This window comes from Agathobaculum sp. LCP25S3_E8, assembly GCF_052117165.1.
Classification (GTDB): Bacteria; Bacillota; Clostridia; order Oscillospirales; family Butyricicoccaceae; genus Agathobaculum.
The window spans coordinates 1-15,950 of sequence record NZ_JBQKJR010000070.1; the positions used below are offsets into that span (position 1 = coordinate 1).

Below are 15,950 nucleotides of genomic sequence, written 5' to 3' on the forward strand. Positions count from 1 at the left end.
TCTGCGGAGGCGTCCTAACGGACGTCAGCTTTGCTATACCTTTTTTGATCCGTCTACGTTTTTTGCCAATCCACATTTTTAGCCTTGACTTTTAATAGTTAGTCTTTCGGGATGCCGGCCATTCGCGGTATCCGGAACCCAGAACCAGTTCGATATCGCCATCCGTATAGGTCTGCTCATAATACCCATCTAATCCAAGCGCGGGATGGGCATCATCTACTGGGTAAAATCGTTCCTTAACCGCAGTATCCAGCCCACTAAAGTCGCTTCCGACAGCAAATCCCGGTATGCCATTTTCGTTTCTTGCCATCGTAAGGATGACGCGCTGATCATCCGGCTCCCAAATCACCTCGATCTGCCCACTCATCTGCATCACATGAACCGGGACAAAAATGCGGCCATTGTGAAGCTGCGGCAGAAGCGAAGCCTGTTCTACCCCGTAATCCCTGCGATAATTATCATCCGTGTGATGGGGCATCATGCTTCCATTTAGCATGTAATCTGTATTGTCCATCCAAATTTGCGAAAAACACCAGTTCTCCGGATCGTTTCTTTCCGGCAATGTATAAAGTGCGCCAGAAATTCTCTTGCCGATGTACGTTGGCGCAATGATACCGCCAAATCGCTCAACCGTTTCCCGAAGCGGCAAATACGGGACATGATCCAGTAAAAACGGTGCGTTTTCCAAAGCAACAGGTTCACCGTTTATCAGGGCCGATGGCTCGGAAATTTTCATACTGATGGACAGGCCGGACACTTTGGGTACATCATTTTCCGGTTCTGCTGCAAACGCTGTGGGAAGCACAAGAGAGAGTAGCATGCAGCAAGCGATCATGTTATATTTCAATCTTCGCATAGGGTCTTCCCTCCTATCATCCTACCCTTAACAGCCCTACCTTCATCAATTTTTACGAAACTCTCATATCCGGTACAGCTTCACGGGAAATGATGATAGCTGCTTCTAGACGAGAAATCTTATCATTCGGACGATATCCTCTTTCATCTCCAATCACGATGCCAGCCTTTTGCAGTGCTAAAATGCTTTCAAAATAAGGGGTTTGGTCCGTGACATCCGGAAATGCGGACATATCACTGATCTCTGCCAGTTCCTGTTCCGGCAGCGCATTTGCAAACAGGTATGCCATCTGTGCGCGTGTAGCCGGTTGGTTATAATCGTCAAATTCTGTCCCGGTCATAATTCCCAGCGCAACACAATAGTCTACATAAGGGTGATACCACGCGGCACCCTGCGCCCGAACCGGAAATACACCCTGAAAGCCGTTATAAGTGTTATGCACCATGGCCGCCATTTTTACCGCTTCGGCCACGGTCAACGAACCAGATGGAGCAAAGCGGCTGTCGGACTGGCCATTCATGATGCCGAGCTCGTAAACGGTTTTAATCGCGGATTCCTGCGATGCAGCAATATCTTGGAATTTCCCAGCAGGATATTTGGCCTGCCCGCGGAAGAACGTCAGGCTGGGAGTTTCTGCACGAGCGACAAAGGTTATATTATCTTTTTCGCATTCTCCTTCGATAAATGAATCTGCTTCCCCATACACCGTCAGATCTCTGTAATTCCATGTGCCGTCAGCACTTCCCCATGACATGAAGATATCTTCGCCATTTTGTACGCTATCAGGAATCCAGACTGCTTTCACAGAGCCGTTATAAAACGGAGCCCAACCCAAATCCGTTGTACCATCCGGGAAATGTAATGCAGTTAAACTAGGGCAATTTGATAAGGACAAATTCGAAAAGGTAGCAGGACTTTCAAATATAATGGAATGTAATTCCTCGCACCCTTCAAAAACATTATTTTCCAAATATACAGGTCCAGAAAAGGTGATAGAAGTAATTGGACACTGTGAAAATGCCCAACATCCAACTTCAGCAACCGTAGAGGGAAGTTCCACAGTTTTCAGATTTTTCATTTCCCCAAATGCATATTTTCCGATACGTGTGACGCCTTCCTCAATGATCACCTTTTCAATATCTATGCCATACCAAGGGGCTATAGGTTCGTTTTTGAAGTTATAGCCGGGGTCAGCATAGTCCGGTATGGCTCCCTCGCCGCTGATGGTCAGCGTTGTCCCGTCGACCGACCAAGTGATTCCGTTGTTTTGCTCCGTAGTCGCTGCATATGCCGGCGATAGGCAGAAAAACAGCGCAGCAAAAAAAATAACTGTGATCTTTTTCATGTTACCAACCTCCTCAACTATAGAATAGCATGGGATAAGACCGTTTTTTTCGCCAATGTACCGCTCCTACCCATCTGATTGTCATCCTTTGTATTTGTAAGCAAAAGCCACCGTCCTCGCCGGTGGCTTGCAAAGGACTTGCTTTTACCCCGGCTTTCTAACCAATATATAGGCGGTAAACCGTGGCTGCGGCCTGCTCCCGTGTATAAGAACCTTTTGGCGAAAAACGGTTATTTCCTGTTCCTTGCATGATAGGTCGGCCAGCGCCGCTGATGGAAGAAATAGCGTTTACCGATTCCAGCGCCCAATCAGAAATCTCATTTTGATCCGCAAAGGCCAGCGGCTCATCCGTGGCTTGGTAACCCAGCAAAACGGCTGCTTTCCAAAGCATTTTGGCCGCTTCCTCCCGGGTGATGGACTCGTCCGGGGAGAACCGCTCGTTTCCCACACCGTTCACGATTCCCAGTGCATAGGCTTCCACCACATCCTCATGACTGGTATCTGTAAACGGATCGGAAAGCGAAGGATCGTCTGCCGCAATTCCTTTCTGGTGCAGCGTCTGCATCACCAGCACGCAGAAGTCCTCCCTGCTGATCGGCATATCCCAGCTCACTTTTAGAGCATTCGGCAATATCCCGGCGCTCTCTGCCGCGTTAATCTCCGGCTCAGCCCATGAAGAAGGCAACCCATCATAGGGATGGAGCATCGCAACTTGCCACTTTCCGTCCCGCTGGATGTAGATCGCATTCCCAGACCATTCGGTACGCAGGAGATCTGCCTGCAGGATGCAATCACCATCTGTCGTATAGATGCGATCCCCCGCTGAATACAAACCAAGCTGCGACCAATAATAACCACCATCGTACGCGCAGTCCTCTATTGGAATTGGTGCAGTCGCAATTTTGCGCCCTTGCTTGTCGTAAATGGCACACAGTTTGCCATCATTGAAGCACCAGACCGCCTCATCATCTGTACCGTAATCATAGGAAAACCGAAGTTCCTCGTACCGTCCTGCGGGGAACATGACTTCTGCATTTTCCGAAACGACCATATCATAGCGTCTTTCTTTTGTGGAGCCGTCCACCTGCACATACTGCGACAGAACCAGAAAATCGATCGATGGGGCTATGGTGGGACCACTATCATAAATACACGGCAAAATTTCCCGGCCACTGCGATCAATCACACCATATTTTCCGTTGTTTTGGATCTCTATTGCATTGCCAAGCCATTGGGTAACATCATCCACACCAGCAGTCAAGAGAGTTCCATCCGGTAAATAATAGTCTTTTTTCTCCCCATTGTTTCGATATACCAGCACACCCGATTCACCGCCGTAGAAGCCATCATACGCTATCGGGCACACTTCCTTGCCGTTGCGGTCGATCAGCCCCCATTTGCCGTCTTTTTCCACTGCAAATTCATTCCAACCATATGGATTGTAGATATCATCATATTCTGCAGGAATAATAACCATCCCGGAAAAATCCCGCACGCCTTCTTTTCCGTTTGCGCTGAAAATCAAGCGGTCCGGACCTGCGGCACTCACATTTTCACCGAACGCTGCCAGAGGAGTACCGTCATATGCATAATACCGATCGCCTATTTTGACTGCATGCAGGCCATAATCATAGGCTGCATGGTTTGCTTGCTGCAGTGGTATAACCCACTTCTGCTCCTGCAGAGAATACAGCCCATATTGCTGATCTTTACATACAAATGTGACCTTATCTTCCGCATCAATCTCAATTTTATCGTATACAACCGGCAGAAGGAGCGCACCTGTTGATGAGTAGACTCCACTGCCTGACGCATTGGAAACAACATAGTAGCCGTTGTCCCAAAAGATATTGGTATACTCCTGCGGTATAATGGCCGTTCCATCCAGCGCATATACGCCAAACCACCAGTGCGCTCCAGCGATCACCGCATCATCCGTCACGATTGCGTGCTGATCGTCTGCGTAGACCTGTTCGTATTGCGTTGGGTATACCTGCACCAGCGGCGAATCTACGGCCCCTGCCGCCGGCAGGCATACTAACAGGAGCGTGCAAGCCGCGATCATCTTTCCTGTTTTCAACATCCGGATACACCCCTTTTATGTTTTTCCACTCATAGTAAGAAACTTTTCTATAACTTTTGATAAACGCATAGTTTTCGTCTCATTACCTGAAAAATTTTATAATATGGCATCCACAAAAAAATAACCGGAAGAGACAAAATCGTAAGGTACATAACAGTTGATTCGTGTATTCGACGACCATACTTTCTAACTAAATTTGCCAATTTTAAATCCTTTGCATCATTATATAGCGTAAACGCTATCTCTTGATTGGATTGATCGATATTGCCGATGAAGAAAGTGCCGTCATTTTCTGCAAGATGCTTTTCTAACTCCTCCATGATACTTTGTTTGTTCTCATCGCTGCAAATTGTTAAAACAAATTTATGATACTTGAGGATATTTAATTGGTAAGTCGGCAAATAGTACCGAATTTGCTTTATGTCAATTTCACATGGAAAGGAAACAGGAAGAGCGTCTTCGACAAGTGTTTTTGCTTCAGATTTTGTAGGCTCCCAAACATATTCATAAAAGGCTCCGTTACTAAATCCAAAGTAAAGAAACCCAAAGGGAATAAATATAAAAATATAGATGATTGTTATAATGATGCGAATGACCTTCATCCCGCTTTTCTCCTTTTTATTCCCTTGCAATCATACTACCACAGTAGTATAAACGTGTCAACCGCCGTAGCTGAAAGATTTTTCATAAACTGATACAGCAAAAATGTAACTTGCTTTCTACTATTTTATGTTATAAGATAACGATATACTACAGCAGTAGTAAGGAGGACTTATGAAACATTATGAATTGCAGCCAAGTGAATTAAAAATAATGAATGTTATATGGGATCATCACCCCATCAGTGCCAGTGAAATAGCATCAATATTGATGAAGGAAACTGCTTGGTCGAAAAATACCATATATACTTTAATCACACGGGTTGTTAAAAAAGGATTTGTAAAGAGAACTGACCCAAACTTTGTTTGTGAACCGATTATCACCCGGAAACAAATTCAACAGCAAGAAACCAAAAGTCTTGTGGACAGGCTCTATGCCGGCTCGCTCAATATGCTTTTTGCAAGAATTATAGAAGACGAAAACCTGTCAGATGCGGAATTAGATGAACTGCGAAAACTTCTGGATCAGAAGAGGTGATTGAAATGAGTTTATTGGCTGCTGTCATTCGTTTGTCAATAACGGGAACTTTTCTGGCCTTCATCATCGCCATTGTGAAAAAGGTCTTGAAAAATCGCATCAGTGCTCAGGCACATTATTTGATCTGGTGCATCCTGCTATTGAGATTATGTATCCCTTTTTTTGGAGAAATTTCCGTTCCTGAAAGAAATACAGTAAGTGAACCCAGCAGCATAACAAACGATTTTCAATCTGATCAGATTCCTGATGCACCTGTCGCTACAGGCATCATTGATTATGAGAGTGGAGAGCTGAATGAGCCGACAATCGACACCGGCCACATCTTTCGGATTCTCGTTTACGCATATGTTTTTGGAATCATTATATATTATTCCGGCTTGTTTTTGATCATATTGCGCAATAAATATAAGGAAAATGCTTCTGTCCCACCAGAAAATTTACAACAGATTTTTTTACAAGTTAAGGCAGAATTTTCTAATCTTGATCATGTACGGTTAGTCGTTGGTGAAGCAAACTGCGCATATGCCAAAGGCATTCTTTTCCCTACAGTTGTTTGGCCGAAAGCATGGAGTGATAAATTACCTTGTGATTTCTCAACTGCTATTTTCCGTCACGAATTATTCCATATTAAGGGCCATGATTTGCTTTTTCGCGGTGTTATGGTGATTTTACAGGGAATACATTGGTTTAATCCATTCATCTGGATAGCTTTTGCTTTTGCGCGCCGAGATGCAGAATACGCTTGCGATGAACGTGTGTTAAAACATATCACAGAGGATGATCGTTATCATTATGGCCACGCGCTGATTATGGCAGCTCAACTTTCAAAAAGCCATACATCTCCCATCATAATAGGCTTTGCCAATGCCCCACTCAAAAAAAGAATTCAAAAGATCACAACTTATCATGCATCTGTTAAAAATCGGATATTTCTTATCCCTACTATATTCTTCATTCTTATCTGTGCTTTTATGATTGGTATTCGTATCAATCACTCTCCAGATAGCCAGACTGATCAAGCATTAAACTATTCCGAGGAATCAAACATTACCAATCTATATTATTCATTTTCTGAGGCATGGGACAGTCTCGTTGACAAAAAGACACACTACGTTCTTACGAATCAAAACGATCTGCCGGTCATACTGGACACATTACTTCATGCCGAAGCAATCAACATCTCGCCCCCTCAGCATGATGAAAGCAACATACCAATGATCGTTCTTTACCTTTCAGGCAATGATTCTCTTAGCCTTTACTTGTTTTCCGATAACACTATGCGAAAGGGAGATTCGTGGACACAGCTTCCTGAGGGCACTTTCGATAAGATCTCTCATCTTTTATATAGCGATAGGTGCAGCTATTTATCCTCGAACTTTGATAAATTATTTTCCGGTGAAGCGATCCATGTTATGAATCATGCCTTTGACTACTATATGGATGCAAATAAGGTATCACGCATCAAGGAAATTATATATAATGCGGCATGGATCAGTGTGCCATCAGAGCAAATTCCTGACTTTGTGTACTCGCAAAATAGTTTCAGCCTTTATAGTGATACGCAAATTGAACTGCATTTTGAATGTGATCGACGTTCTTTATGCGTATCATTAATTAGTAGTAGAGAACAATATTGGTACACTGCCGATTCCGAAAGTTTTAACTCATTATATAAACTAGTTTCAGACTCAACTACCGCATAAGATTTTATAGAGGGGCTAAAGCCCCCTCTCAGCTTGTCGAAAAAGTCCAGCGAAAGCTGGGTTTTTTCATTTAGATGAGATAAAATAGAGGTGGTGAAGGAGATACTGGAACGTGGGAAAATGGATCGTAAAGTGATAGAAATGGTGGATCTATTTTACAATAATGACAACGGCAGGCCGAGCATAGGCCCTGTTGTGCTGTTCAAAATGGTACTAATCCAGCATCTGTACGGTTTGTCGTCTTTGCGGCAGACGGCAGAAGAAGTGGGCTTAAATATAGCATACCGCTGGTTTCTGGGGTACACCTTGCAGGAGGAAACACCTCATTTCTCCACGGTGAGCTATAATTTCCGTCATCGCTTTACCGAAGAGACGGTAGACCGTGTCTTTGCGTGGATTCTGGAGGAAGTGGCGCAGGCAGGATGCCTTTCCCCCAAGGCAGTATTTGTGGACGGCACGCATATCAAAGCGAACGCCAATACCGAAAAGCGCAGGGACAATACCTCTAAGAAAAAATTGGCCCGACGGAAGAAGGAGAAACGGCGTACCGTAACCCGAAGCATAACCGATCCGGACAGCGAATTATTTGTAAAGGGAGACCATAAACGGCAGTATGCGTATGAAGCCCACACTGTCTGCGACAAGCATGGCTTTGTTCTGGAAACCGTCATTACCTCTGGCAATGTACATGATAGTGTGTCATTTGATGCAGTCTATGACCGTGTAACTGCGAATTTCCCGGAAGTCGAGACGGTTGTTGCAGATTCTGCCTACAAGACCCTTCATATCTGCAAAAAGGTATTTGAAGATGGAGGTGTTCTGTCCACCACATATAAGCGTCCTCAGACTATAAAGGGCGGCCATGGGTGGTGGAAGTATGTGTATGACGAGTATTACGACTGTGTAATTTGCCCGGAGTACCAGACGCTGACCTACCGCACCACCAACCGGGATGGATACCGGGAGTACAGGAGTAAACCGAATATCTGTGTCAACTGTCCCACCCGACATTTGTGTACCCATTCGAAAGACTATATCAAAATGGTACAGCGGCACATCTGGAGAGATTACGAGGACTTGGCGGACGACGTCCGCTACACCCCGAAATACCGGGAATTGTACAAACGGCGTAAGGAAACTATTGAACGGGTCTTTGCAGACGCCAAGGAAAAACACGCCATGCGTTATACCCAGTACAGAGGCTTGACTCAAGTGTCCAACTGGGTGAAGCTTAAGTTTGCTGCCATGAATCTGAAAAAATTGGCCAATTGGTTTTGGAAGGAGAAGCGTTCCCCTTTCACTTTTATCCGCTTCTGGCCTCTATATGCAAGAAACCCGGTCCATGCTCGATGCATGAACCGGGTTTCTCGATAGACTGAAACGACGTTCCAATTTGGAACGTCGTTTTTATAATCTATCCTTATTTTATAGATGTTGCGATTTTGCTGTTGTGCATGATGCAAAGCGGAATTAACAATCCAATTGACAAGTCCTGAAAGCGCTTGCAACATGGAATTAAACGGTTTCGTGGAAACGCATCAGCATTGTCGCGGCCTGCGCGCGGGTTGCCGTGCCGTCGGGAGCAAGTGTTGCGGCATCGATGCCGCTGACAATGCCAGATGCGTGTGCCCAAGCCAGTGGAAGTCGTGCGTACGCACTGATTGCATCCGCATCAGAAAAGCTGCTCAGATCCGCCTGTGCGGATATGTCATAGCCCTTTTGTCCCGCATAGCGATATAGCGTAACCGCCAGTTGCTCACGGGTGATCGGGTCGTCCGGACCAACACGGCCATCGCCATACCCTGTCAAGACGCCGGACTGCATGGCCCAGCTGATCGCCGCGGCATACCAAGCGTCTTGCGAAACATCCGTACACTTTGCCTGTACGGTTTGGGGACGGCCTTCCATATTATATAGAATCTGCGCCATTTGCGCTCGGGAAAATCCGCTCTCCGGTGCAAATGATTCCGCAGATGTACCGTTCATCATACCATAGTAGCATACATAGCGTACCGCCGGATAATACCATGCCTGCTTGTCTACATCGGCAAAGCTGCCCGACCATGCCATTGTGTCATCATAGCCAACGGTAAACACACAGGGAGCAGCAGCTACAAAGCGAGCCATTTGGTGCTGGATATCGTAGCTGGTCTGTGCTTCGGACCAGCCGCCGGCCGTATTCTGGGTGCGAATGATGACACACGCTGCGTTCTGCTGCGCACCCAGTGTATAGGGTATGCTCACCTCTGCGTGGCCGTCGTGCAGCTCTTTCAGTTCTTTTTCATCGCATAATATCCGCCACGCCCACAATGATTGACTGGTGTCGCCAGCCCGACGGGACTGGGCTGCCTTGGTCAGAGTTATGGTTATCGTATGGTTTTCCGCCCAATTCGCAACTGAAACCAGTGCTGCAGCATCCAGCGAAATGGAGCCAATCGACGTCTCCATCACGAACGTAGCGTGTTTGTGAGCCCCCAATTGCGCCAGCGCATTTGTTGACAGAGCCAGCTGTACGGTTTTAGCGGAATCCGACGTTACCGCAATGCGAATTGCTGGCGCTGTACCGGCAGCCTGTGCCGCTTGCAGCGCGGTCTGCACAGATTTACTCAGGCTGTCGACAGAGATCTGTGCATTGTAAATTTTTCCTGTGCTATCCATGGTTCCTGTGACCGGCAAGTTGAGTATGCTGTCGGGCAGTTCTTCCGGTGGTGTTGGTGATACATCGTTGCTGCCGCTGGTAGAGCCGCCACCACTGGTGGAACCGCCTCCGCCGGTAGAGCCGCCACCACCGTTATTATTGTCTCCATCGTTACCGCCTGCACCACTATCAGGCGGGGACTGGGGGCTGTTATCCGGCACTGTCCGCAAGTCCTCTTGCGCACGGGTCAGCAATGCCTTCACGCCAGATACTGAGCTTGCCTGTTCGATGGCGGCAATCGCGGTATGCAGAATGTTGTCCAGCTGCTGAATCCCTTCCTCCGTGTAATGGGATGGGTCGTAGCTGCTGTGATCCATATATAATTGGGCGACTGCCTGCTGCTTCTGCTGTGACAGTTCGGCGCGCTGCTGCAGTGCGTCCAGTAAAGCGGCCTGTAGCTGTGCAGTATACATCCGGGCTTCCGCTATAGCATTTTCATAGACCGGAAGCCATGTGGCAGTGACTTCGCTCATCGTTCGGGTAGAAAGACCGTTGAGTGCGGCAGCCCACTGTGCCGCCGCCGTCAATCGGCGCAACCCCTGCATGACTTCCTCCACCTGCTGTACGGTGGACGCCGCTACCAACTGACAATCTTCCCCATCCTTGAGATCGGTCTGCGCCGCGATAAACTCCGCCGTTAGACCTTCTGAGGCCTGCTCTGCCGCTGTACAGATGGAAACAGCATTGGCTTCGCTGATCGCCTGCCCGTCAATTTGTCCAATGACTTTACCATATGTATTGCGCCACAGCGAGGCAGCTTGCTCAATCCGCTTGGTTAGTGTCGAAACCTGAGCCATCTCACTTTTGGCCTGCGAAAGGAGTGTTTCCAACTGTTCCTCAGCTGCGGCCGCCAGCTGCGTTCGCGCCGCTTCATATCGAGTGGCCAGTTCTGCCCAATCCTGCGCTGTGTAGTTGGTCGGTACATAGGCGAAAAACACCTGATCTAGTTGCTGCAAGTACTGGTTGACTGCCGGTTCACGCCAGACCGCATACAGCGTAACTATGTCGCCTTCCTGTGCCGTCAGATTACGGACGGAGGCTTGATTCTTGTACCGTACGGCTCCGCCTTGCGTCAACGACCAGCCAGCGAATTCCATGCCTTCCGGCGGCATGAAGGTGCAATCCGGCAAATTCTTCACCTGATCGTAAGCGGCGGTGATGGTATCCATCTGTCCGCTGCCGCCATTTTCGGCAAAGGCAATGTAGTACTGGATAGGCTTCCATTGGGCATACAGCGTAACGCGATCCCCCTGGATCTCTCCGCCAAGATTTTTGACCGTCTCCTGCGCGGGATAGATTTTTCCGTCTCCAAAGGTGTTTTTCCAGCCGGTAAACTGGTAGCCTAAACGGGAAAACCCATTATTCGGCAAAATCAGTTCGGTATCCCATACTGCGGCCTGAGAGGGCATCGATCCGCTTCCGCCGTTAGCTGAAAAATGGATAGTGTAATCATTCGGCAACCATTTAACATACAGTGTTTGCCCATTTGCAGGCAGTTCATCTGGTACCGGCTGTGTAAAATTCGCATCCAGATACCACGCTGTGCGCTCATAGCCCGGCTTAGGGTCCTGTTCGTCATAGACCGAAGCCTCTACCACAAGTGAGATGCTGACTGGAAGCGTGAGTGTCTCCAGCCAGTTGTTGCGTGCGACAAAACCGCTGCCGATGGGGCTGAGATTGGTATTATGGCTCAGATCCAGCTGGGTCAGGCGGTTATGATCGAGATGGACAAACTCCAACGCCGACAGCATGGACAAATCCACGTCAGTTAGTTTATTATCAAAAGTTTCAATAAATTTCAGCCTAGTGTTGGTGGAAAAATCCACAACAGGGAGATTGTTATTTCGGCAATAGATAATCTCCAGTGCAGAGCAACCCGTCAGATCCAGCTTCGTCATGCCATTGCTCTCGCAGTTGAGCGAGAGCAGCTCTTTTAATCCGGATACATCCAGCGATGAAATCCGATTAAAGGCGCAGTGCAGATACTTCAGCCCGGTATTCTTACTGACATCCAGTGCAGTCAGAACATTGTTTTTACAATTCAGGGATTCCAGTTCAGAAAAGACTTCTATACCTTGCAGCGTCGACAGATTCTGATTCGTTACATCAATGGAGCGGATGTCAGCCAACTCCTTCGCCGTTAGTACACCATCTGCACCGTATCCGTTGATATGGTCTGGATTTTTCAGCCATTTTCGGAAAGCCGCATCGGGGAATATCTCCTCGGCGATGGCGATGGCTTCTCCCACCGTCGTATCCTCTGGAGCAGCCAAAGCCGCCGGGACGCATTGCCCCAGTAAAATCGTTGCCAGCAAAGCTGACATACCTCGTCGCAATTTGTGTTTCATCATGTTTGCTCCATTTCTGAGTTGCTGTTATCTTTTCGAGTTCCGTTAGGTGATTGCAGGGAACGAATCGTGGTTTTTCCATTATAGCAACCTGTTGCGCGCAAAGTAAATAGAAAATAAATCCAGAATACGCACAGAAAAAGCGTATTTCTCTCCTTTGTCATACAAATAAAAATAGCCGCAGCAATACTGTTGCGGCTTAAACATATAGTTTGACCTCTGGAATATAAAAAATTGACAGGCCAGCCTCTTGGCGGTCTGTCAACTTAGATTGGTGCCGGTGACCGGACTCGAACCGGTACGCTGTCGCCAGCGGTGGATTTTGAGTCCACTACGTCTACCAATTCCATCACACCGGCAGATGTGGGATGCAACGCTTAATATTATACCGCATTGCATCCCAAATTTCAAGATATTTTAGGCAAAAAATTTATCTTTAATTCCGAGAACAAAAATCACAACTACAATCAGCGGTAGAATATAGCTGACGTAGAACCTAATGCCGTCCCGCACCTTCATACCGCCGCCTTCATTGGCCTCTTCCTTAAAGTTCTTCCAACCCCAGCCATACCGTGTTGTACAGAACAACAGATAAACCAGAGAGCCAAGCGGAAGCCAAATATTCGATACCAGGAAATCCTCCAAGTCCAGCACAGCCGAGCCTTCGCCAAACGGCTGGAAACCAGACCAAACATTGTATCCCAGCACGCACGGAAGAGAAAGCAGAATCATCAATACTGTGTTGAACAATGCCACTTTTTTTCGGCTCCATCCTGTCAAATCCATGCAGCACGACATAATATTCTCAAAAACAGCCAGAACCGTGGAAAATGCTGCAAACGCCATGAATACAAAGAACAGGCTTCCCCACAGCCGTCCAAGTGCCATATGGTTAAAGATGTTCGGCAATGTCACAAAAATCAGGTTCGGACCACTGTCCGGCGAAACACCAAACGCAAAACATGCCGGAAAAATGATAAGACCAGCGGTAAACGCAACAAAGGTATCCAGAATGGCAACATTAACCGCTTCTCCCAGCAGTGCACGGCCTTTGCCGATATAACTGCCAAAGATGGCCATTGCACCGATACCAAGCGATAATGTAAAGAAGGACTGATTCATTGCACCAACGATGACATTGACAGGGCCGGATTCCATCATACGGTTCAAATCCGGAATCAAATAGAATCTTAATCCTTCACTGGCACCATCAGTCGTAACACTGTTAATGGCCAAAATCACCATAATTGCCAGCAAAGCAATCATCATGACCTTTGTGACGCGCTCCAGACCACCCTGCAACCCGAAAGAATTGATGGCGAAACCAACAACGACAACCACAACCATCCAACCAATCATGACTAGCGGTTGGCTTAACATCTCCGGAAATGCAGCGCCAACTTCTTCGGTTGTCGCGCCCACAAACTTTCCACTTGCAGTCAAATAGAAATAATGCAGCATCCATCCACATACTGTGGTATAAAACATCATCAGCAGATAGTTGCCTATCATGGCAAGATACCCATGAATGTGCCATTTTGTTCCCGGCTTTTCCAGTTCCTGATAAGCACGCACCGGGCTTTTCTGGCTGGCACGACCAACCGCAAATTCCATTGTCATAATTGGCAGGCCAAGGATGAGCAAAAACAGCACATAAAAGACAACGAACGCGCCGCCGCCGTACTGTCCCACCATCCACGGGAACTTCCAGACATTGCCCACGCCAATCGCGCATCCTGCAGAAAGCAGAATGAAGCCGAGGCGAGAGCCAAGCTTTTCTCTTTGCATTTTTTAACCCCTTATTTCTCTTGGATTCTATGTTCAAACGCCGTCATGGCGTCTGATTTCTGTTGAAGACGAAGGATCTTTCTTTTTTCACGCAATGCCCGGAAAAAGGATTTTAAAACGTCCGCACATTCCTCTCCAAGCACACCTGATACAATTGCCGGTTGATGATTATATGGCAAGTCAAATAAATTAACCAGCGAACCACACGATCCAGCCTTCGGATCTGCCGCACCAAAATACACGGTTTGGATGCGCGCATTGATGATTGCTCCCGCACACATTGGGCAAGGCTCAAGCGTCACATAGAGATCGCACCGATGCAGCCGCCAACCGCCCAGCTTCTTGCATGCCTTATTGATGGCTTCAATTTCCGCATGATGAAGCGCGTTTTTCTTGGTTTCTCGGCGGTTTCGTCCTCGCCCGACAATCCTGCCGTCACAAACCACCACAGCCCCAACCGGAACCTCCCCCTCTTCGGCAGCTTTATGCGCCAAGTGGAGCGCGGCCTTCATGTATTTTTCCTGCTCGGTCATAGTTACCTCTGGCACAATCTCACACTGAAAAAAGTTCTGCATCAAAAACACCCGTCTCAGCGGCGGGTGTTTGCTTCATATGCAGTCCTTGGATTATTGCATCATTTGACGCTGGCGCGACAAATTCATCGTACCATCTTGCATACCGGAAAGGTTCTCCAAGCAGTTTCCCGTTCCATACGCTACGCAGGAAATTGCTTCATCCGCGACATGGGTCGGGATCCCAGTCTTGGATGCTACCAGCTTATCAAATCCCCAAATCAAAGAGCCGCCTCCGGTCATCACGATGCCATTGGTGGAAATATCGCCCGTCAGCTCCGGCGGAGTACGTTCGATAACCCAATGGATTGCTTCAATAATGGCCGTGGATACTTCTTCTAACGCATCCAGAATTTCGGTCGAATTGACCGTGAAAGTCCGCGGCAAGCCTGTCATCAGGCACCGCCCTTTCACCTCCATCGACACTTCCTCGGTACGTGGATAAACGCAGCCGATATTTTTCTTAATCAGCTCGGCCGTGCGTTCACCAATCAAAGCATTGTGCTTGCGACGCACATATTTGACGATCGCCTCGTCGAATTTATCGCCTGCAATTTTAATAGAAGTGGATTCTACAATACCGCCCAGCGAGATAACTGCAACATCAGTTGTACCGCCGCCAATATCCACCACCATGTTGCCGTTTGGTTTGGCAATATCGATACCCGCACCGATTGCAGCTGCTACAGGCTCCTCAATCAGAAACACGCGCTTGGCACCTGCCTGCGTGCCGGCATCAATGACCGCGCGCTCTTCTACTTCCGTGATAATCGACGGCACACAAATGACCACATTTGGCTTAAACAGTCGGAATCCCTGCACCTTGCGGATAAACTCTTTAATCATCCGCTCCGTCATCTCATAGTCGGAAATCACGCCTTCTCGAAGCGGCCGGATAGCAATAATATTGCCCGGGGTACGGCCCAGCATCTTCTGCGCTTCTGCACCAACGGACAAAATTTTGCCCGAAACCTTGTCCACTGCCACAACAGAAGGTTCGTTGAGCACAACCCCCTTGCCCTTAACATAAACCAGCACGGTCGCCGTACCCAAATCAATACCAATATCGCTTGAAAAAAGCGAAAACTTCTTCGCTATTGTCTCCAAAAAAGAAGCCATAATCAACATTCATCCTTTTGCTCTGTTACCACCATATTACAGTAATCTTATTATACCCTATCTATATAACCATTTTCAAGACAATTTGCAAATTTGTTGTGAAACAGGCCGCCGGCACCCGAATTTATTGTATTGATAGCATTTCACAAACCAAGATATGACAAAAAGCGGGTATCCTATGGATACCCGCCCAGTCTGTCGAAAAAGTCCAGCAAAAGCTGGGCTTTTTCGTTTGAGCGCGGTAAAATAGGAATAGGTGGTGAGAGCAATGCTGGAACGAGGAAAAATGGATCGGGATGTA

The 15,950-nt window shown here is 47.5% G+C and carries 11 protein-coding genes and 1 tRNA gene; 3 read left to right on the forward strand and 9 right to left on the reverse strand.

What is annotated here, in order from left to right; genetic code table 11:
* Positions 1-91: 91 nt before the first annotated feature.
* The 4 genes from ACTQ34_RS15880 to ACTQ34_RS15895 form a co-directional block, all read right to left on the reverse strand.
* On the reverse strand, positions 92-856 hold the full coding sequence (locus ACTQ34_RS15880) for a hypothetical protein (protein ID WP_441364641.1): 765 nt from the start codon (positions 854-856) through the stop codon (positions 92-94).
* Positions 857-908: 52 nt separating this feature from the next.
* The gene (locus ACTQ34_RS15885; protein ID WP_441364642.1) at positions 909-2,201 is read right to left on the reverse strand and encodes a leucine-rich repeat protein; all 1,293 of its coding nucleotides are present in this window, start codon (positions 2,199-2,201) and stop codon (positions 909-911) included.
* 157 nt (positions 2,202-2,358) lie between these two features.
* Positions 2,359-4,284, reverse strand: coding sequence for an S-layer homology domain-containing protein (locus tag ACTQ34_RS15890; protein WP_441364643.1), 1,926 nt, complete (start codon positions 4,282-4,284; stop codon positions 2,359-2,361).
* Between the two features lie 47 nt (positions 4,285-4,331).
* Positions 4,332-4,886, reverse strand: a complete 555-nt coding sequence (locus ACTQ34_RS15895; protein ID WP_441364644.1) for a hypothetical protein — start codon at positions 4,884-4,886, stop codon at positions 4,332-4,334.
* Between the two features lie 172 nt (positions 4,887-5,058).
* On the opposite strand from ACTQ34_RS15895, the gene ACTQ34_RS15900 reads away from it, so the two are divergent.
* From ACTQ34_RS15900 to ACTQ34_RS15910, 3 genes are all read left to right on the forward strand, one after another.
* A complete protein-coding gene (locus ACTQ34_RS15900; protein WP_441364645.1) occupies positions 5,059-5,421 on the forward strand; it encodes a BlaI/MecI/CopY family transcriptional regulator in 363 nt (120 codons plus the stop codon).
* A 5-nt stretch (positions 5,422-5,426) separates the two neighbouring features.
* Complete coding sequence (locus ACTQ34_RS15905; protein WP_441364646.1) at positions 5,427-7,124, forward strand: M56 family metallopeptidase; 1,698 nt, start codon at positions 5,427-5,429, stop codon at positions 7,122-7,124.
* Between the two features lie 120 nt (positions 7,125-7,244).
* Complete coding sequence (locus ACTQ34_RS15910) at positions 7,245-8,498, forward strand: transposase (protein ID WP_441364647.1); 1,254 nt, start codon at positions 7,245-7,247, stop codon at positions 8,496-8,498.
* Positions 8,499-8,639: 141 nt separating this feature from the next.
* Here ACTQ34_RS15910 and ACTQ34_RS15915 read toward each other — a convergent pair whose 3' ends face one another.
* The 5 genes from ACTQ34_RS15915 to ACTQ34_RS15935 all read right to left on the reverse strand — a co-directional run bounded on the left by ACTQ34_RS15915 (position 8,640) and on the right by ACTQ34_RS15935 (position 15,649).
* Positions 8,640-12,170 (reverse strand): S-layer homology domain-containing protein, encoded by a 3,531-nt coding sequence (locus ACTQ34_RS15915; protein ID WP_441364648.1) that lies wholly within the window; start codon positions 12,168-12,170, stop codon positions 8,640-8,642.
* A 272-nt stretch (positions 12,171-12,442) separates the two neighbouring features.
* A tRNA-Leu gene (locus tag ACTQ34_RS15920) sits at positions 12,443-12,529 on the reverse strand.
* 58 nt (positions 12,530-12,587) lie between these two features.
* Complete coding sequence (locus ACTQ34_RS15925; RefSeq protein WP_441364649.1) at positions 12,588-13,958, reverse strand: sodium-dependent transporter; 1,371 nt, start codon at positions 13,956-13,958, stop codon at positions 12,588-12,590.
* Between the two features lie 11 nt (positions 13,959-13,969).
* Positions 13,970-14,491 carry a tRNA adenosine(34) deaminase TadA gene (gene tadA, locus ACTQ34_RS15930; RefSeq protein ID WP_441364650.1) on the reverse strand — a complete coding sequence of 174 codons (522 nt, stop codon included), beginning with the start codon at positions 14,489-14,491 and terminating at the stop codon, positions 13,970-13,972.
* Between the two features lie 93 nt (positions 14,492-14,584).
* Complete coding sequence (locus ACTQ34_RS15935; protein ID WP_373165744.1) at positions 14,585-15,649, reverse strand: rod shape-determining protein; 1,065 nt, start codon at positions 15,647-15,649, stop codon at positions 14,585-14,587.
* Positions 15,650-15,950: the final 301 nt, after the last annotated feature.